Source organism: Mesorhizobium sp. 2RAF45, from assembly GCF_052115225.1.
In the GTDB taxonomy this organism is placed as follows: domain Bacteria; phylum Pseudomonadota; class Alphaproteobacteria; order Rhizobiales; family Rhizobiaceae; genus Mesorhizobium; species Mesorhizobium jarvisii.
The window spans coordinates 321,300-339,448 of the sequence record NZ_JBFRGG010000005.1; the positions used below are offsets into that span (position 1 = coordinate 321,300).

The 18,149-nt window shown below is 64.1% G+C and carries 15 protein-coding genes; 12 read left to right on the top strand and 3 right to left on the bottom strand.

Annotated elements, in window-relative coordinates; translation table 11 throughout:
* The first annotated feature begins 149 nt into the window (after nt 1–149).
* A complete protein-coding gene (gene fabG / locus AB4Z43_RS17275) occupies nt 150–914 on the top strand; it encodes a 3-oxoacyl-ACP reductase FabG (protein ID WP_441938560.1) in 765 nt (254 codons plus the stop codon).
* Nucleotides 915–920: 6 nt separating this feature from the next.
* On the opposite strand, the gene AB4Z43_RS17280 is transcribed toward fabG, so the two are convergent.
* The gene (locus tag AB4Z43_RS17280) at nt 921–1,925 is read right to left on the bottom strand and encodes a phosphotransferase enzyme family protein (protein WP_441938561.1); all 1,005 of its coding nucleotides are present in this window, start codon (nt 1,923–1,925) and stop codon (nt 921–923) included.
* 120 nt (nt 1,926–2,045) lie between these two features.
* Complete coding sequence (locus AB4Z43_RS17285) at nt 2,046–3,329, bottom strand: class-III pyridoxal-phosphate-dependent aminotransferase (protein WP_441938562.1); 1,284 nt, start codon at nt 3,327–3,329, stop codon at nt 2,046–2,048.
* A gap of 102 nt (nt 3,330–3,431) precedes the next feature.
* Between AB4Z43_RS17285 and AB4Z43_RS17290 the strand changes: the two genes are divergently transcribed.
* Entirely contained in the window at nt 3,432–4,193 is a 762-nt protein-coding gene (locus AB4Z43_RS17290) for an SDR family NAD(P)-dependent oxidoreductase (protein WP_019859784.1), read from the top strand.
* 104 nt (nt 4,194–4,297) lie between these two features.
* On the opposite strand, the gene tssH is transcribed toward AB4Z43_RS17290, so the two are convergent.
* Nucleotides 4,298–7,129 (bottom strand): type VI secretion system ATPase TssH, encoded by a 2,832-nt coding sequence (tssH, locus tag AB4Z43_RS17295; RefSeq protein WP_441938563.1) that lies wholly within the window; start codon nt 7,127–7,129, stop codon nt 4,298–4,300.
* Nucleotides 7,130–7,460: 331 nt separating this feature from the next.
* Between tssH and tssA the strand changes: the two genes are divergently transcribed.
* The 10 genes from tssA to tssK all read left to right on the top strand — a co-directional run bounded on the left by tssA (nt 7,461) and on the right by tssK (nt 18,147).
* Entirely contained in the window at nt 7,461–8,636 is a 1,176-nt protein-coding gene (gene tssA / locus AB4Z43_RS17300; RefSeq protein ID WP_019859786.1) for a type VI secretion system protein TssA, read from the top strand.
* A gap of 5 nt (nt 8,637–8,641) precedes the next feature.
* Nucleotides 8,642–9,178, top strand: coding sequence for a type VI secretion system contractile sheath small subunit (gene tssB / locus AB4Z43_RS17305; protein ID WP_019859789.1), 537 nt, complete (start codon nt 8,642–8,644; stop codon nt 9,176–9,178).
* Nucleotides 9,179–9,181: 3 nt separating this feature from the next.
* Nucleotides 9,182–10,687: a type VI secretion system contractile sheath large subunit gene (gene tssC, locus AB4Z43_RS17310; RefSeq protein ID WP_010910844.1), complete on the top strand. Its 1,506-nt coding sequence runs from the start codon at nt 9,182–9,184 to the stop codon at nt 10,685–10,687.
* A gap of 82 nt (nt 10,688–10,769) precedes the next feature.
* Nucleotides 10,770–11,219, top strand: coding sequence for an Hcp family type VI secretion system effector (locus tag AB4Z43_RS17315; protein ID WP_027047140.1), 450 nt, complete (start codon nt 10,770–10,772; stop codon nt 11,217–11,219).
* Nucleotides 11,206–11,958: a type VI secretion system baseplate subunit TssE gene (tssE, locus tag AB4Z43_RS17320; RefSeq protein WP_019859791.1), complete on the top strand. Its 753-nt coding sequence runs from the start codon at nt 11,206–11,208 to the stop codon at nt 11,956–11,958. The genes AB4Z43_RS17315 and tssE overlap by 14 nt, the downstream gene beginning before the upstream one ends.
* A 1-nt stretch (nt 11,959) precedes the next feature.
* Complete coding sequence (tssF, locus tag AB4Z43_RS17325; RefSeq protein WP_038648614.1) at nt 11,960–13,834, top strand: type VI secretion system baseplate subunit TssF; 1,875 nt, start codon at nt 11,960–11,962, stop codon at nt 13,832–13,834.
* Nucleotides 13,798–14,859: a type VI secretion system baseplate subunit TssG gene (tssG, locus tag AB4Z43_RS17330; protein ID WP_019859793.1), complete on the top strand. Its 1,062-nt coding sequence runs from the start codon at nt 13,798–13,800 to the stop codon at nt 14,857–14,859. The genes tssF and tssG overlap by 37 nt, the downstream gene beginning before the upstream one ends.
* Entirely contained in the window at nt 14,856–16,316 is a 1,461-nt protein-coding gene (gene tagH, locus AB4Z43_RS17335) for a type VI secretion system-associated FHA domain protein TagH (RefSeq protein ID WP_038648618.1), read from the top strand. The genes tssG and tagH overlap by 4 nt, the downstream gene beginning before the upstream one ends.
* A 3-nt stretch (nt 16,317–16,319) precedes the next feature.
* On the top strand, nt 16,320–16,772 hold the full coding sequence (gene tssJ, locus AB4Z43_RS17340) for a type VI secretion system lipoprotein TssJ (protein WP_019859795.1): 453 nt from the start codon (nt 16,320–16,322) through the stop codon (nt 16,770–16,772).
* A gap of 40 nt (nt 16,773–16,812) precedes the next feature.
* Complete coding sequence (tssK, locus tag AB4Z43_RS17345) at nt 16,813–18,147, top strand: type VI secretion system baseplate subunit TssK (protein ID WP_010910851.1); 1,335 nt, start codon at nt 16,813–16,815, stop codon at nt 18,145–18,147.
* Nucleotides 18,148–18,149: the final 2 nt, after the last annotated feature.

Genomic DNA, 18,149 nt, shown 5'->3' on the forward strand with positions numbered 1-18,149 from the left:
GTCCGGAATTGCGTCAAAACAAAGAGTTAGAGCGGGTCGCCGTTTCCATGAAACGGTGAAACGTTCTAAGGCATTCCTCGCCCTGGATTTCTTGCCTCAACGGGGACGGAGCATCACTCTGTCCCCATCTCATTTTGGAGCTTCAAGTCATGACCCAGTCTTTGAGGGGTCGGTCCGTCGTCGTTACCGGCGGGTCGAAAGGCATCGGCAAGGGCATAGCGCGGGTGTTCGCGCTCTCGGGTGCCAAGGTCGCCATCGTTGCGCGCCATATCGACCAGGCCGAAGCCGCGGCCGCCGAGATCGGCCATGGCGCCTTTGGCGTGGTTGGCGACGTTACCGCGCTCGCCAGCATCGAGAGCGCGCTTGCAGTGGCAGCCGCCAGAAACGGTAGTATCGACGTTTTGTGCGCCAATGCCGGCATCTTCCCGCAGGCACGGCTCGAAGACATGACCTCGCAGCAATGGGACGAGGTTGTCGACACCAACCTCAAGGGCACCTTCCACGCGGTCAAGGCAGCGGTTCCCTATCTCAAGGCATCCGACCAGGGCCGCATCGTGCTGACGTCGTCGATCACCGGCCCGATCACCGGTTTTCCCGGGTGGTCGCACTACGGTGCCACCAAGGCGGGACAGCTCGGCTTCATGCGAACAGCCTGCATCGAACTGGCGAGATACGGCATCACCGTCAACGCCGTCATGCCGGGCAACATCGTGACCGAGGGCCTTGTCGGCCTGGGCGAGGACTACCAGAAGACCATGGCCGCCTCGATCCCGCTCAAGCGGCTCGGAACCGTGGAGGACATCGGCTACGCCGCGCTCTACTTTGCGTCGAGGGAAGCCGGCTACGTGACGGGACAGACAATCATTGTCGATGGCGGCCAGATCCTGCCGGAGAGCCTGGAGGCACTGGCATAGAATGGTTCAAAACTTGCTCAGATAGGCCTCGCACAGCCCGACCGTTCCCTCGGTATAGGGAAGGCCCATCGACTTGGCGAGGTCGGTCTCGGCGTGCGAGCCGATCCACGCGACCAGGAGCAGACGGCGCAGCATCACGAAGGTCGGGATCTCATCTTCGTCCGCGCTCGGCAGGTCAAGCACACGGCGATAGCCGGTCGTCCATGACCGGATGAGATCGGCTGCCTGTGGCTCGTGCTCGTAGAAAGAGATGGGCGTCGCCGCGTCGTACATATACCAGCCGAAGCCGCAGTCGTCGAAGTCGATGACCTTCACCGTCTTGCCGTCGATCAAAAGGTTGGCGAGCCGCAGATCGCAGTGAATAAGGCCGAAGCGGCCATGGCCCTTGCCGAAGGCAGCGAGCCTGCGGCCGATCAGCTCCGCGGTGCGGCCAAAAAGCCTGACTTTCGCGGCGTCGACGCCGATGCCGTCACGCCAGCGTCCCCAATGCGGCCTCTCCTCGCCGAGGCTTGTTTCGAAATCCCACACGTGGCGGCTGAACCAGGAAGGGCGCTTCCACTGCCGGGCGTGGATGTGCATGCGTGCCGTCACCTCGCCCAGCAACTCGAAAGGTTCGCCAAGCGCCTCGCCTATGCCCGGCTCCGAACCGGTCTCCCATTGCGACAGCACGACATGGCGTGGTTCTGCCAATCTGGCATGGCCGACACGCTGGATCTGTTCGCCGTCCTTGCCCGCGACCGGCACGGGCGTGGGGACGATCCCGGTCTGGCGCAGATCGGTCAGCCAGGCCAGTTCGGATTGGATGGCCGTCCTTGAATGGTAGCCGTCGCGATGGATGCGGAGCGCCCAGCGCCGGCCGTCGCGAGCCGCAATCTTGTAGGTCGCGTTCTCCGACAGGTTGATCATCTCGACGGAAACGTCCGCCGGCAGATCGTAGTTGGCGGTGGCCGCCTCCGCCGTTTCCTGCAGGATGCCGAGTTGCTGGTCGTGGGTGAGCGCGTCGAAATCCATCACTGTCCGTCCTGCCCCATCCCTGCACACCTGTCCCCTGCCGGAACCCGCGCGATCTCGGCAAGCCCAGCCGCCAGCTCGAACTGGACGCCTGGTAGTTTCAACGAGGGTTGGACCATGTCAACTCGCCTTGCCTGCCTGATGCAGCAACTCCCGGGCGCGCGGCATTGCCGCGTCGAAGCGATCCATAATGTCCCGGCAGGTCTCGTGATCCAGAAGAATCCCGGGCTTCCACTGCAGCACCCGCTTGTCGAGCGATGAGAAGATCGCCCAGACGCCCTGCTCGTAGAGCGCACGCGACACGAAGACGGCGCCTTCCGGGTGATTGCTGAATTCCAGGCCGAGGATCACGCCTTTCTGGCGTACCCCGGTGAAGATGTCGCCGTGACGAACCAGCATCTCGCGCATGGCCTGCGCCATGAACTCGGTCACGGTGCCGACATTGGCCACCAGTTCGGGCCGCTGCAGCATCTCGATGACCTTGTGGCCGACGACGCAGCCGAGCTCGGCCCCGCCGGTGGTCGAAATATGGGCGGCCCCATCCTCGTTGAGCCAGCCGCCGGCTCTGTCGTTCACCAGCGCCGCGCTGATCGGATAGAGGCCGCCGGACAGGCCCTTTGCCGTCACCATGATGTCCGGCTGGACGCCGTAGGCCTGCCAGCCCCACATGCTGCCGGTGCGCATCAGGCCGGTCTGGACCTCGTCGGCGATGTACATCGCGCCATGCTTTTCGCACAGCGCCTTGCAGGCGCTGAGATAGCCATCCTTCGGCATCGGGAAGCCGTAAGTGGCGGGAATTGTCTCCATGATCAGCGCCGCGACGTCTTCGCCCTTGAGCGCCCGTTCCATGGCGTCGATGTCGTTGAAGGGAACCTGGATGAACGTCTCCGGCTGGTCGGAGAGAAAGATCTTGGTGAAGCGATCGTCGCCGGTCGCCACGGCGAGCCCCGAATGCCCGTGATAGCCCTTGATGATCGACACGATCTTGCGCCGCTTGGTGGCATAGCGGGCGCTCTTGATGGCGATGTCCACCGCCTCCGCGCCGCCCGGCGCGAAGATCGCGTATTTCATTCCGGGCGAGACATTGACGAGGGATTCGGCCAGCGCCGTTCGCGCCACGGATGGGAACCAGTGGTTGCCGATGTCGAAATAGTCGAGCGCGCTCTTCAGCGTCTCGACCAGCTCCAGATTGCGGTGACCGAGATTGTAGGTGCCGCCATTGAGGTGCAGGTCGATCAGGCGGCGCCCCGACATGTCGTAGAGGAAATAACCTTCCCGCCTGCCGATCACCAGGTCGATCCCGGCCTTCTGCCAGAACCTGGTCTTGTCGGGATTCCAGAAACGCATTGCCTTGTCGAAAAAATCCTGCTTCGACTCGAACTCGAAGGGGCCGAAGTCGTACATGCCTGTCTTGTCCTCAAAGGTTGATCGGCGCGCACCGGAGCGGGCGAGGCCCGCCCGCCGGATGATGCAGGATTACAAGCCGGCGAGAAAGGGTGAAGAGGGATGATCCTGAAGGACAGGACCGCGATCGTCACCGGCGCGGGATCCGGCATCGGCAGGGCGGCGGCGCTGATCATCGCGCGCGAGGGTGCGGTGGTCGGCGTGGCGGATCGTAGCGCCGACGGCGCCAGCGCGACCGTCGAACAGATTCTTGCCGCCGGTGGCCGGGCAAAGGCACTTGTGTTCGACCTGACCGACGATCAGGCGCTTGAAGCCGGTTTTCACGATTTCATCCACACCCAGGGCAGGATCGACATCCTGCACAATCATGCCGGCGTACAGGTCGAAGGCGACGTGCTCGGTGTGAGCGTGAAAGGCTTCGACACCTCCTGGACGCTCAATGTGCGGGCTCACTTCCTCGGTGCCCGCATCGTCATGCCATTCATGAAGAAGGCAGGCCGCGGCGTCATCCTCAACACGTCGTCGAGTTCCGGCGTGCTCTACGACCGCGAGATGATCGCCTATACGACGACCAAGCACGCGGTGATCGCGATGACCAGGCAGATGGCCGGCGACTATGGCCGCTTCGGCATTCGCGTCAACGCGCTTTGCCCAGGTTGGGTGGACACGCCCTTCAATGCTCCTTTCATCGCCCAGATGGGAGGCCGGGAGGCCATCGAAGCCTACATCCGCGAAAGGGTGCCGCTTGGCCGTTGGGCAAGCGTCGAGGAGATCGCCGAGGCGGTGCTGTTTCTGGTGTCTGACCGGTCCTCGTACATGACGGGTCAGATCCTGGTTGTCGATGGAGGAGAAACGGTGATCTAGAGCAACTCCAGGAGTGCCGGTGCGCCAATGATTGGCCTGACCAGTCATAGGAATGGAATGTTTTTGGTCGGCGCTAGGGCACGAACGGCAAATCCCAACGAGCTCTATTCGAAAGAGTAGGTAAATCCTTCCGACGAGGCACCGACGGTGACTTTTGTCATCTTCTTGCCCTCGAGCGAGCGATTGAGCACGCCGCGGCTGAGTTCCGGCAGCAGCGTGTTGGTGAGGATGGCGTCGATCATGCGTCCGCCGGACTCGATCTCGGTGCAGCGCGCCTTGACCATGTCCATGACGCCGTCGCCGATCACCAGCTCGGCATCGTTGGTTGCCTTGAGGCGCCGCGCGATCTTGCCGAACTGGTGCCTGGTGATCGCCTCGATCATCGCGTCCGAGAGCGGATAGTAAGGGATTGTCACCACGCGGCCGAGGAAAGCAGCCGGAAACACTTTCAGCAGCGGGCCGCGCAAGGCGGTGTCCAGGTCGTCCATGCCGGTGCGCAAGGTGCCGTTCTTCGTGCGATCCATGATGACCTCGGAGCCGACATTCGAGGTGAGCAGAATCAGCGTGTTCTTGAAGTCGATCCGGCGGCCTTCGCTGTCGTCCATCATGCCCTTGTCGAAGACCTGGAAGAAGATCTCGTGTACGTCCGGATGCGCCTTCTCGACCTCGTCGAGCAGGATCACCGAATAGGGCTTGCGCCGCACGGCCTCGGTCAGGATGCCGCCCTTGCCGTAGCCGACATAACCGGGTGGCGCGCCTTTCAGCGTCGAGACCGTGTGCGCCTCCTGGAATTCGGACATGTTGATCGAAATCAGGTTCTGCTCGCCGCCATAAAGCGTTTCGGCAAGCGCCAGGGCTGTCTCGGTCTTGCCGACGCCTGAGGGGCCGCAAAGCAGGAACACGCCGACCGGCTTCTCCGGCGCGCCGAGGCCGGCGCGGCTGGTCTGCACTCGCCTCGCGATCATCTCCATCGCATGGTCCTGACCGACAACGCGCTCAGACAAGGTCGCGGCGAGCTTGAGCGCCTTCTCGGTCTGGCTGGACAGCATCCGTCCCGTCGGGATGCCGGTCCAGTCCTGGACGACGGCAGCCACGGCGTTGCGATCGACCGACGGCAGGATCAGCGGGGTCTCGCCCTGCGCCTCGGCAAGTTCCGCCATCAATTCGCGCAGTCGCGCCAGGTCGGCAGCGGAATCCGGCACGGGCTCGTGCGCAGCAGCAGCCTCCGTCTTTGCCGCCTTTGCTTTCTTGGCCTTGGTGTTCGAGCCCTTGGGTTCGGCTGTCTCGGGTTTCGGCGTTTTGGCCTCAGGTGCCTTGCTTTCATGCGCCGTGGCAGCTGGCGCATCGACGGCCTCGCCCGGAGCGGCTTCCCCGCCCTCCACCGCGTCAAGCGGCACGCCCTCGCCTCGGAGTTTGGCGCGCAGGTCGAGTATCTCGGCGACAAGCGCCTTTTCCCGATCCCAGCGCGCTTGCGCTGCTGCAAGCGTGGTCTCGGTTTCCGCCAACCCGGCCTCCACGCGAGCCTGCCTGTCGGCCACTTCGATGCCGATCGCCGCCTCGCGGCCGATGATGCCTTCCTCGACCTCGAGCGCCTGGCGGCGGCGCAGAATGTCCTCGACCTCCGCGGGCGTAGCGTGCTGAGAGACGGCAACGCGGGCGCAGGCTGTGTCGAGGAGGCTGACCGCCTTGTCCGGCAGCTGCCTGGCCGGAATGTAGCGGTGCGAAAGCGAAACCGAGGCCTCGATCGCCTCGTCGAGGATCTGCACCTTGTGGTGCTGCTCGAGAACGCCGGCGACACCGCGCAACATCAGCACGGCCACCGTTTCGGAAGGCTCTTCGATCTTGACCACCTGGAACCGACGGGTCAGCGCCGGATCCTTCTCGATATGCTGCTTGTATTCGGCCCAGGTCGTGGCGGCGATGGTGCGAAGCTCGCCGCGCGCGAGCGCGGGCTTGAGGAGATTGGCCGCATCGCCGGTTCCCGCCGCGCCGCCGGCGCCGATCAGCGTGTGCGCCTCGTCGATGAAGAGGATGATCGGCGTCTCGGAGGCCTGGACCTCGTCGATGACAGCCTTCAGCCGCTTTTCGAACTCGCCCTTGACGCTGGCGCCCGCCTGCATCAGCCCGACATCGAGCATGCGTACGCTGACATTCTGAAGCGTCGGCGGAACGTCGCCCTGGGCGATGCGCAAGGCAAAGCCCTCGACGACCGCCGTCTTGCCGACACCTGCCTCGCCGGTCAGGATCGGGTTGTTCTGCCGGCGGCGCATCAGGATATCGACAATCTGGCGGATTTCAGGATCGCGGCCGACGACCGGATCGATCTTGCCGTCGCGGGCACGCTGGGTCAGGTCGGTGGCGTATTTGGCGAGCGCCGAATCCCCGCCCGGGCCGCGTTTCATCGGTGTTTCGGTCGCAGCCGCGGCAGGAGGTGGACCGGCTTCGAGCGAGCCCTCGGTGACGTCGGCGAAGCGGGCGATGACCCCGTCCGCGTCGATCTTGTCGAATTCGGCGCTGATTTTCGAAACCAGCCCTTCCAGCGCCGGTGTCTTCAGACAGGCGAGAAGAATATGCGCGCTACGCACCTCCTCGACACCGAATTGCAGTGTGGCCAGGCTCCAACCTTCCTGTATGGCGTGGAAGATGTGATCGGAGAATTCCTCCACCGAGGTCGCGCCGTAGGGCAGCTTGTCGATGGCGCGGGTCATATCGGCCGTCAGCCGGCTGACATCCAGCCCGGCATCGGCGACCATCATCTGCACATCCGAGCGCTCGGACAGCACCAGTTGCTGGACGAAATGCACGAGTTCGACATAGGGATTGCCGCGCATCTTGGCCGTGTCCGCGGCGGCCTTGAAGGCGCGCACCCCCGTGGGATTGAGCTTTGCAACGAGTTCCTTGCGCTTGAAACTCTGCGACGATCGGCGCTGTTCCATTGAACCTGCCCCCGAAATCTGCTGACCGTACCCTGCCATAGAAGCGGCCGCTTGACAAAGCCGCGTGACGAAAGAGGCCTTCCGACCCGGTTCGGGCGGCACCTCGTGGTTACACAAGCCCTGCAAACTCCTCAAACAAACCCGCACCTGGGGTCCAAACCATGCGAGCCATTTCGCATGCGCGGCCCGCCAATCGCGCAATGGGTTTGGTTGAAAGATTGCGGGAGATTCAGCTTCTGTTAGTTTTTGGGGAAGTGCTCAATTGTCGTGGCATGGGACCGATGATAACGTTGCGTCACATGGGTCACAGGGCCCTTTGCTGGGGGTAGGTGTGATTGATCTCGCACTCTGGCTGAATCCTCTGGACGGCGCGAACCCGTCGGGAGAGGACTTACGCAACGACCCGGCTTTTCATGAGCTGGAGCGGCTCACGGAAGCCCAGCTCAAGGTCGTCCACGACGGTGGCAACAAGGCTTCGCAGTCAACCAGCGCTGTCGACTGGGCGGCAGTCCTCGAAAAATCGGAAGAATTGCAGTCGCGCGGCCGGGATTTGCGCCTTCTGGTCATCGTCACGCGCGCGCTGGCCAATGAAGAGAAGCTCGCCGGCCTCGCCCAAGGGCTGACCCTGATCGCGAGGACTCTCGACCAGTACTGGGATACGATGCATCCGGCTTTGCGGACGGGTGCCACGCCGCGCGACGCGGCGCTGCGACGCATCAATGCGCTGCTTGACCTCCAGAACGGCCAGGAAGGCCTGCTGGCGAACCTCAGGCAGACCGTCTTCTTCTCACCGCGCGCCATCGGGCCGATCAGCGGGCGAGACCTGGAACAGGCAGCGCTCGACGAGCGCGTCATGCTCCAGGAAGCTGCCTCGGGCCTCGGAACCGCCGAAAAGGCGGCGCTGGCGGCCGCCCACAACCAGCTGCTGAACCGGGTGCGCACAGCATGCGCGGCGCAGATCGATCAGGCCGCCGACACTGTCACGACACTTTTGGCCGATGCGCGCGCCGCGATTTCGGCGCTGGAGGCGGTGGATACCGCGCTCAATGCCCGCATCGAGGGCAATGGCGCGGCCGTTCCGGATCTGAAGAAGTTCCTGCAGCGCCTGCTGACGACGCTGGAGCGGAACTCCAGCGCCGGCGCCATGGCCAACGGTGCGGCAAAGCCTGCCCAGCAGCCGGCCCAACCGGCATCGACGCCCACCCAAAACGGTCATGGAGCCGAGACGATGGCAAGTGTGGCAAGCTCTGTGGAACCCAGCGCCGGCCTGCCTGACCGGATCAACTCGCGCGACGATGTCGTCAAATGCCTCGATCTCGTTGTCGCCTTCTACGACCGCACTGAACCGTCCAGCCCTATCCCGCACCTCGCCCGGCGCGTGCGCAGGATGGTGCACATGGATTTCGTGGAACTGATGGAAGATCTCGCCCCGTCGGGGCTGAAGGAATTCCGGCTGCTTGCCGGTGTCGCCGATCCCAAGAAGCCGGCCCAGAAGGATGAGAGGTAACCAGCATGCCAGCAGAGAGCAAAGCCAAGGTCATCGAAAGAAACCGCGCCCCGCGCGTGCAGATCGCCTACGACGTCGAAACCTACGGCAGCCCCACGACGATCGAGTTGCCGTTCGTCATGGCTGTCATGGCCGACCTTTCGGGCGCCTCGCAGACCAAGGAAGCGTCGAAGTCGGTTCTGGACCGCAATTTCGTCGAAACCGACGCCAATCGCTTCCCCAAATTCATGGAAGCGATGGGACCGCGCGTGAAGGCGCGCGTGAAGAACACGTTGCCGCAAGCTGAGGGCGCCGAGCGGGACGAGGAACTGGCGATCGATCTCACCTTTTCCAAAATGGGTGATTTCGCGCCGGACAAGATCGCCGAGCAGGTGCCGCAACTGGCCGAGATCCTCAAGATGCGGCGTCAACTCGAGGAACTGCTGGGCTTCATGGATGGCCGGGTCGACGCCGAAAAGCGCATCGCGCAGCTTCTGAACAACGAGCCGCTGCTGAGCAAGATCGCCGGCCAGGCGATTTCTGACGGCAAGGGCGAGGAGTAAGTCATGGCCGAACAGCAAAAGACCGCAGCCGCTACCGCCGAGGCCGAAGCCATCGATCTTGGCGAATTCAGCGGCCTCCTTGAAAAGGATTTCAAGGTCAAGAAGGACGACAGCGAGAAACTGCAGCAGTTGGTGCGCAACCTGGCGCTGGCCGCTCAGTCCCGTTCCGAGACGACGACCATCTCGTCCAACGCGATCAAGTCGATCAAGTCGCTGATCGCGGGCATCGACAAGATGCTGACGACGCAGGTCAACGAGATCCTGCATGCCCCGGAAGTGCGGGAGATGGAAGGGACCTGGCGAGGCCTTTGGTACCTCATCAACAACACCGAGACAGACACCAAGCTGAAGATCCGGGTGATGAACATCTCCAAGGAGCAGTTGGCCGACACGCTCGAAGACTATGAAGGTCAGATGTGGGACCAAAGCCCGATCTTCAAGAAAGTCTACACGGACGAGTATTCGATGCTGGGCGGCGAGCCGATCGGCTGCATCATCGGCGCCTACGAATTCTCCAACCATCCGCGCGACGTCGGCCTGCTGCGCAACATCTCGGGTGTCTGTGCCTCGGCGCACACGCCATTCATCGCGGCCGCCTCGCCGCGGCTGTTCCGCATGGACAGCTGGCAGGAGCTGCCGAACCCGCAAGACCTGCAGATGATCGTGAACAACCCGGCCTATGCCTCATGGCAGTCGCTGCGCGAGAGCGAGGACGCCCGCTATATCGGGCTCACCATGCCGCGCGTGCTGGCACGCCTGCCCTACGGCTCGGAAACCGTTCCGGTGAAGGGCTTCACCTTCGAGGAAGAGGTGGGCGGCGACCACAACAAATATGTCTGGATGAACGCCGCCTTCCCGATGGGCGTCAACATCAACCGCAGCCATAAGCTCTATGGCTGGGGAACGCAGATCCGCGGCGTCGAGAATGGCGGCACGGTGCTCAACCTGCCGGTGCACGCTTTCCCGACGGACGACGGTTCGATCGCAATGAAATGCCCGACCGAGGTCGCCATCGACGACCGGCGCGAGGCGGAATTGGCGAAGCTCGGCCTGATGCCGATCTTGCACCGCAAGAACACCGATCTCGCGGCCTTCATCGGCGCGCACTCGCTCCAGGATGACGAGACGCGCGCCGGGCGCCTCGTCGACCCCGACGCCCAGTCGAACGAACGGCTGAGCGCCAACCTGCCCTACCTCTTCCCGGTGTCGCGTTTCGCGCATTACCTCAAGGCGATCGCGCGCGACAAGATCGGATCGTTCAAGGAACGCACCGATATGGAGATCTGGTTGACCGAATGGATCAACCGGTACGTGCTGGCCAATCCGGCCTTCGCCGACGACAAGGCGCGGGCCAAGCGTCCGCTTGCCGCGGCCGAGGTTCAGGTCGACAGCGTCGAAGGCCGGCCCGGTTACTACAATGCCCGTTTCTATCTGCGTCCGCACTACCAGTTGGAGGGCATCAACGCCTCTCTCCGGCTGGTGTCGGAACTGCCGTCAGTGAAGGGCTGAAGTCGCAGCGAAGTCATCTTGTTTCGTTTGAAAGCGGTGGAGAAAGACAATGCCGACCACAGAGAGAAGCGAGGCTCCTTCCATGAAGATCGATGGTTTTTTGAAAGTCCCGGACATCAAGGGCCCGAGCAAGCGCGACGGCCATGAAGACGAGATCGAAGTGCATGGCGTCGATTACAAGATGATAGCGCCCTACGACCCGAATTCGCTTTCGCGACGCGGCCGTGTGTCGATGGGAATGATCAAGTTCATCAAGCACTACGACAAGTCGTCGCCGTATCTGAAGAAGGCACTGTTCGAGAACAAGGCGCTCGACGAGGTGGTGTTCTCGGCACGCCGCACCATTGACGGCGAGACCAGCGACTATCTGGTCGTGACGCTCACCGACGCCTCGGTCATGGAGTACGATATGCGGCAGGCCGCCGACGAGGCCGATCTTATCGAGGAAGAAGTCAGCTTCGCCTACAAGAAGATCAAGTTCGTCTACGACAAGGACGACGAGATCGAAATGGACGTCTATGTCGGCAAGTGAGGCCAAGCGGCCTGGCGCGAAGCCGCAGCTTGCCGGCAGTTCGCGGGCAAAGCGCGAGGCGGTCCAGCCTTCGCTGTGGGACCGCCTCGTCAACGACTTGCCGGGTGTGGCGTCGGAGATCGACGGGCTGCGCCGTCTGCTGGATGAAGAACTCGGCGCCGAGCGCGTCGGGGCTCTTCTTGACGGCAGCGCGCGCGCCATCGATACCGACGCCGAACTGACGCCTGAGCAGAGACGGCGCCTGCACCGGCTGGCCTTCCAGACCGAGCATCGCGCCGAGATCGAAAGCCGCGGCGTGGTGGTTTCGGCACGCGTGTTGAGAGAAGCCGTGCGGCGCGACATCGAGGCGCTGTTCAACACCGAGCGCTTCGAATCCGTGCCGATGCTTTCCGATGCCGAACACGAACAGCCGCTGGACGAACTGCCATCACTGGCCGACTTTCCCGAGGTGCGCCGCAGCGTCGTCAATTATGGCGTGCCCTCCTTTTCCGGCCGCTCTTCGCGGGATTTCGACCGCGATGCGCTGGCGCGCGAAATCCGCACGGTGCTTGCCACCTTCGAGCCGCGCCTGAAGGAGAGCGCCACGACCGTCAACGTCACGCTCGGTGACAAAACCGTCGGCCTCAAGATCGAGATCGACGCGGTGCTGATCATGACCCCGACACCGGAGCGTATGCGGCTGCGCACCACGATCAATCTCGACAACGGCCTGGCACGAACCGAATTCCGGGAGACCTGAGATGGATCGGGTCTTCGTGGAGTATTACGAAGAAGAACTGACCCATATCCGGGCGTTGGCCGCGGAATTCGCCGACATGCATCCGGCGGTCGCCCGCAATCTTTCCCTCGACACGGTCCCCTGCCCCGACCCCTATGTAGAACGGCTGCTTGACGGCGTGGCCTTCCTGGCCGCGCGCACCCGTCTCAAGGTCGACGCGGAGCGCTCGCGCTTCTCGCGCGCCGTGCTCGATGTGCTTTACCCGGATCTGGTGACGCCGGCGCCCGCGACGGCGATGGCTGTGCTGAAACCCGGCCAGCAGGTGCAGTCGATGATTGCCGGCCACGCCGTCCCGCGTGGCACACGACTGGTCTCCGGCCTCAATCCAGGGCTTTCGACGCGTTCGACCTTCACCACCGCGCAGGAGGTCACGCTGTGGCCGATCGCGATCGCCTCGGTCGGCTATTTCCAGGATCGCAGCGCGCTCGCCGCTGCCGGAATCGCGATGATCGGCGACGCGCGCGGCGAGGCGGCGTTTCGCGTCACCCTTGCCCGGACGGGAAAGGGTAAGCTCAGCGAACTGTCGCTCGACCGTCTCGACCTCTATTTCGCCGGGCGTGCCAGGGCACCCTTGCTTTTCGATGCAATCTTCGGCGCCTGCTCGGCTCTCGGCGCGCGGGCGGAAGGCAAGACCAATCCGCTGACGGCGCTGCCCGAGCCCGAAATGATCGGCATCCGCGACGACGAAGCGCTGATGCCGCGCACCCGTCCGACCTTCGAAGGATACAGGCTGCTGCGCGAATATTTTATGATCCCGGAGCGCTTCCATTATGTGCGGGTCGCCGGCCTCCAGCCGGTGGTGCGCAAGTGCGATGCGGGGATCGAGATCATCTTCCTGTTCCGGCGTCCGGTGCCCGAGCTCGCCGATGTGACGGTTGCCGACTTCGAATTGTTCGTGACACCGGTCATCAATCTCTTCGAACGCGAATGCAACGTCATCGAGATCGATCCGCGCAAAACGCGCCAGGTGCTGCACGCCGACCGCACCCGGGCGCGGGATTTCGAGATCTTCCGGGTCACCCGGGTCGAGGACGCCGACGCGGAGAGCGGCGAGGCGACAATTCCAGAATTGTTCAGCCTGGGGCAGAACCGCGGCAGCGGCTGGGTCTATTCGATCGAGCGACGTCCGCGCCGAGCCACCGAAGACGAGCGGCGCGAAGGTCTGACCCGCACCTCCTACACGGGCGACGATGTCTTCATCGCCGTCTCGCGGCCGGCAGGAAGCTCGCCAAACCGGCCGCTCAAGCGTCTCGACATCACGGCGCTGTGCACCAACCGCGACCTGCCGATCCTGGACGACACGCCGACGCTGACGCTGGAGACGGCCGATCCGGTCGAAGCGGTGCGCTTGCTTGGAGCGCTGCGGGCGCCGCAGCCGGCAATCCCGGCGTCCCTCCCGGCCAGCGCGGCAGGCGAATCCCGCGCCGACAATCTCGCCTGGCGGCTGGTGGCGCAGCTCTCTCTCAACTTCCTCAGCCTTGCCCAGGAAGGCCGTGGCGTCGATCCGCTGCATGCCTTGCTCGACCTCTATGCCGATCGCGGCGATCCCAGCCTTGCCCGCAACGTGCATTCGATCGTGCGCATCGATTCACGCCCGGTGATCGAGCGGCTCCAGATCGACGGGCCAATGTGTTTCGGACGCGGCACCGAAGTGACACTGCATGTCGACCAGTCCGTGCTGGCGGGGCAAAGTTCGCTGCTGCTTTCGGCCCTGCTTTCGCGGCTGTTCGCCCGCCATGCAGGGATAAACGGATTTGTGCGGACCCGTACCCGGTTGCTGCAGAAGCAGGAGGATGTGCCATGGCCGATGACGCCCGGCAATCGCTGCCTGATCTAGCGGAGCCCGCAACGGTCGCTGCTGAACCGTCGCTGGAGAACTTCGATTTTTTCGAGCTGCTGCGGCGCCTGGAGCAGCGCGGTGGATTGTTCGGCCATTCCGGAACGGCCGACCGCGAGCCGGCGAGACTTGGCCAGCATGTCCGCCTGAGCTTCTCGGCCCGCGACGTCGTCAAGTTCCAGGGCGTCGGGGCCTCCGCCCGTGTGACCGTCGCCAATCTCGGGCTGCTTGGACCGGAAGGACCGATGCCATTGCATCTGACACGCTGGGTGCTCGACCGGCTGTCGCAGCGCTGGTTCACCGGGGCCGATGCCGAGCAGACCAGCGACACGACCTTCGTCGATTTCGTCAACATCCTGCAACACCGCATGATGGCCCTGTACTATCGCGCCTGGGCTGACGCGCATCCGGCGGTGCAGGTCGAGCGGTCCGTCGGCGGGCGAGTTCGCGCCATGCTGGAGGCAATGTCCGGGATCGGCCTTCCCGGCACGCAGGATCCCGAACTCGACACTGTGCGACTGCGACAGGCTGGATCGCTCGCCAACCAGGTCGACGGCGTGGAGCGGCTGACGCTGTTTCTCGCCACCGCCTTCAAGGTGCCGGTGCAGATCAAGGAATTCGTCGCCGCCTGGATCACCATACCGACGGCACTGCAGACGCGTCTCGGCAAGGCCCATGCCGGGCTTGGACGCGGCGCGACGATCGGGCCGCGGGTGTTCAGCCGTCAAAGCAGGATCGAATTGCGCGTTGGTCCGCTGAGCCTTGACGACTTCAGGTCGTTCCTGCCCGGCGAACGGCGTCTTGGCCTGTTCAAGAAGGCGGTGCGCGACATGATCGGCGAGACGCTCGACGTCGATTTGCGCATCGTGCTCGCGCGCGAAGCCGTGCCGTTGCCACGGGTCGGAACTGTCCAGCTTGGCCGGACGGCCTGGCTGGCGCGGCCCTCCGAAAAGGGTGACGCCGACGATCTCAGATTGCACACCATCGTCGGCTGGCGGCCGGAAATGGCGGAGGCGGCCGCATGAGCCTGCTGCTGACGCTGGAACAAGGCCCGCGCTCGCAAGTGGTCAGGCAGACCCGGCTGGACGAGGGCGAATTGGTGATCGGGCGCAGCGCCGATGCCGGCTGGCAGATCGACGACCCGGACATGTTCGTCTCGCGCGCGCATTGCAGGATCAGCGGCGACCGGGATGGCTATTTCATTACCGACACGTCGAGCAGCGGATTGTTCGTCGATGACTCCGACAGCCCCCTGGGACCTGGCAGGTCGATGCGGCTGCAGAACGGCATGCGGCTGCGCATGGGCGACTATATCTTCCACGTCGAGGTTCAATCCAAAGCGAACCGGACGTCGGTCGGTCCAGCCCCTGTCGCCGGCCATCCCGCGCCTGCGTGGTCATCGCCAGGAGCGAGAACGCCTGCCAGCATCGGCGGTGACGACTTCTTCTCGGCTAAGGTCGAGGAAGAACCACGCCAGCCACGCCCGGCGGACCTGCCGAACCCGTTCGAGCAGCCTGTTCCCGGGGCTTATGATCGCCCATCGAGCCAACGCAGTTCGCCTGCCTTTGACGACCCGTTCAGCCTCGACCCGGTGGCGACGTCGCAATCCGGTGATGTCGCTGCTCCAGGTCAGCCTGATCCGTTCGGGTTCGGCGAAATGCCTTCGCGCAACGATGCGTCCGGGCATGCGGCAAAGCCGGCCAGCTTCGATGACGATTTCAGCTTTGGGCCGGCAGCGACCCCGCCTCTCGCCAACGGCGCCGCCCCGGCAGGACGGGTGCAGCATCAGGCTGAAAAGCCGCGAGCCGGGCATCCCTGGGATTTGCCGGTGCAGCCGGCCGAGCCACCGCCGCCGCGACGCGCCGTTCCAGCGCCCAAGCCTGCGCGTCCGGCGCAGCCCGCATCCGGCGATATGTCGCTTCGCGCCGCATTCTTGCGCGGCATGGGCGTCGAGGAGGCTGATTTTCCCGGCCGCGATCCGATCGCCGAAATGGAAAAATTCGGGCGTGAATACCGGCTGATGCTGGATGGCTTGATGCAACTCCTGCGCAAGCGCGCCGAGGAGAAGGGAAGCGCGCGCGTCGCCCAGACGGTGGTCGGCGCCTCCGAAGTCAACCCGCTCAAATTCCTGCCGACGGCCGAGGATGTCATTGTCACCATCATCTCGGAACGCAGTCCGGGCTTTCTCTCCGGCGAGGCGGCAATCAACGATGCGGTAAAGGACCTTGCACAGCATCACGTACGCGCTTGGCGCGGCGTTCAGGCCGCGCTTCGGCGCATGATCGACCGTTTCGATCCGGCCGCGATCGAGGAAGAGCTCAAGTCCAATTCCGCCATCGGCAATCTGCTCTCCGGCGGACGTAATGCCAAGCTGTGGGAGCTCTACCAGAAACGCCATCGCGACATCGCCCAGAGCGCGGAATCGAGTTTCCTGGGCGAGATCGGCGCAGACTTCAGGGACGCATATGAAGAGGAGGAGTAGGACATGATCGACAGACGCGAATTCGTCGTTGCCCTCGGCGCTACGGGGCTGCTTGCGGCTTGCCAGAGCGGCCCGCCGAAACCATCGGTGATCTCGGTCAACGTGACCGGAGGCGCCGGCATGAATCCAGGACCGGGCGGCGGCGACAGGCCGGTGACGGTACTGGTGATGCGGCTTGCCAGCACCGGCAAGTTCAACTCGGCCGACTATTTCGCGCTGCAGGGCGATGCGAGCTCGGCGCTCGGTGCCGACCTCATCGGCTCCGACACGATCTCGGTCGCGCCAGGCAAGACGGCGGCCAAGACCATCACGGTCGAGCCGAACGCCACGGCACTCGGCTTCGTGGCGCTGATCCGCGAGCCGGGCGGACGCAACTGGCGCACGACCAAGTCGGTATCGCCAGGGTCGAAATTTACCGTCAATGTCAGCCTCGGCAAGGGCGGCATTTCCGCGTAGCGACAGGGGCCACGGATGGTTGTGGGCAGAAAGTAGTGGCATGAGCGATGCAAACAGGGTGCTGTGGTCGGAGGGCCTGTTTCTCAGGACCCAGCACTTCCAGCAGCAGGATCGGTTCTTCGAGGGCATGGTGCGCGGCGCATTGCAGGCCGGCCAGCTCCATACTTTCGGCTTCCAGCAACTGACCCTCGACCAGTCGCTGCTCGACGCCGGCCAGGTTTCGATCGTGTCCGCCCGGGGTATTTTCCCGGACGGCACGCCCTTCTCCATCCCGGAACTGATGGATGCGCCCAAGCCGCTGCCGGTCACGGCCGACACCGGCGCCGGTCCGGTGCTGGTGGCACTGCCGCTCGAGCCACCCGGTGGCGTCGGGTTCGATCCGGCGCATGCGGCATCGACGGGCGCGCGCTACCACGGCAAGATCGTTTCGGTGCGCGACGCCGTCCAGAGCGGCGCCGATCCCGAAGAGATCGAGATCGCCCGCCCGCAAGCCGCCCTGCTCGCGCCCGGCAAATCGGTCGGCGGTTATACCGCCTTGCCGATCGCCGACATAAAGGGCGTGCGCGCCGACGGCGGCATCTCGCTCGATGAGACGTTCCTGCCGCCGACGCTGATCACCGGCGCGGTCCACTGGTACCGGCAATTGCTGCAGGAAGTGGTGACCGGCCTCGACCAGATCGCCGAAGCGCATGGCAAGATGGTGATGGGCGGCGCCGGCCGCAGCGTCGAAGACCTTTTGATGCTGCACCTCGCCAATGCCGCTCGCCCGCGGCTTGCCCACATGCTCGCGCAGGATGTCTTTCATCCGGCCGAACTCTATCTCGAACTGGCCGGACTGGCCGGCGAGATGGCAACCTATGGCTCGAGCTCGCGGCGGCTCGGCGAATTGCCGGCTTACGACCATATGGCGCCCGGCCCCGCCTATATGGCGCTGGCCGACGCGTTGCGTTCGCTCATCCTCAGCCTGCGCTACATCGAGCCGAAATCGCGGGCGCTGCCGGTCATGCGGCACGCGACCAATGTCTGGAAGGTGCGCATCGACAACCCGAAGCTCTTGGTCGCCAGCCGCATCGTCATCCGCGTCGGATCGGAACTGTCGGAGGACGCGCTGCGCAAGATTTTCGTCAACCAGGCGACAGTCGGCGCCGCTGACCAGTTCGAAGGCCTTTGGAAGTCGCGCCTGCCGGGCATTCCGCTGAAACCGCTTCATTCGCAGCCACGCGAGATTCCCTATGATGGCGACCGGCTGTGCCTGGAGCTTGACCAGAAGAGCGAGCATTGGGCCTCGTTGCTCGACGCCCCCGGCTTCGTCATCGGCGTTTCCGGTGTCCTGCCGAGCGAGCCGCAGGTCGACTGCTACTCAGTGAACAGGTGAGG

What these genes read in the sequence shown, in the direction of transcription:
- AB4Z43_RS17280 (WP_441938561.1), bottom strand. Translation starts at nt 1,925, where the DNA reads ATGGATTTCGACGCGCTCACCCACGACCAGCAACTCGGCATCCTGCAG.
- tssF (WP_038648614.1), top strand. Translation starts at nt 11,960, where the DNA reads ATGGATCGGGTCTTCGTGGAGTATTACGAAGAAGAACTGACCCATATC.
- tssK (WP_010910851.1), top strand. Translation starts at nt 16,813, where the DNA reads ATGAGCGATGCAAACAGGGTGCTGTGGTCGGAGGGCCTGTTTCTCAGG.
- tssB (WP_019859789.1), top strand. Translation starts at nt 8,642, where the DNA reads ATGCCAGCAGAGAGCAAAGCCAAGGTCATCGAAAGAAACCGCGCCCCG.
- tssH (WP_441938563.1), bottom strand. Translation starts at nt 7,129, where the DNA reads ATGGAACAGCGCCGATCGTCGCAGAGTTTCAAGCGCAAGGAACTCGTT.
- AB4Z43_RS17285 (WP_441938562.1), bottom strand. Translation starts at nt 3,329, where the DNA reads ATGTACGACTTCGGCCCCTTCGAGTTCGAGTCGAAGCAGGATTTTTTC.
- fabG (WP_441938560.1), top strand. Translation starts at nt 150, where the DNA reads ATGACCCAGTCTTTGAGGGGTCGGTCCGTCGTCGTTACCGGCGGGTCG.
- tssG (WP_019859793.1), top strand. Translation starts at nt 13,798, where the DNA reads ATGGCCGATGACGCCCGGCAATCGCTGCCTGATCTAGCGGAGCCCGCA.
- tagH (WP_038648618.1), top strand. Translation starts at nt 14,856, where the DNA reads ATGAGCCTGCTGCTGACGCTGGAACAAGGCCCGCGCTCGCAAGTGGTC.
- tssJ (WP_019859795.1), top strand. Translation starts at nt 16,320, where the DNA reads ATGATCGACAGACGCGAATTCGTCGTTGCCCTCGGCGCTACGGGGCTG.
- AB4Z43_RS17315 (WP_027047140.1), top strand. Translation starts at nt 10,770, where the DNA reads ATGAAGATCGATGGTTTTTTGAAAGTCCCGGACATCAAGGGCCCGAGC.
- tssE (WP_019859791.1), top strand. Translation starts at nt 11,206, where the DNA reads ATGTCGGCAAGTGAGGCCAAGCGGCCTGGCGCGAAGCCGCAGCTTGCC.
- tssC (WP_010910844.1), top strand. Translation starts at nt 9,182, where the DNA reads ATGGCCGAACAGCAAAAGACCGCAGCCGCTACCGCCGAGGCCGAAGCC.
- AB4Z43_RS17290 (WP_019859784.1), top strand. Translation starts at nt 3,432, where the DNA reads ATGATCCTGAAGGACAGGACCGCGATCGTCACCGGCGCGGGATCCGGC.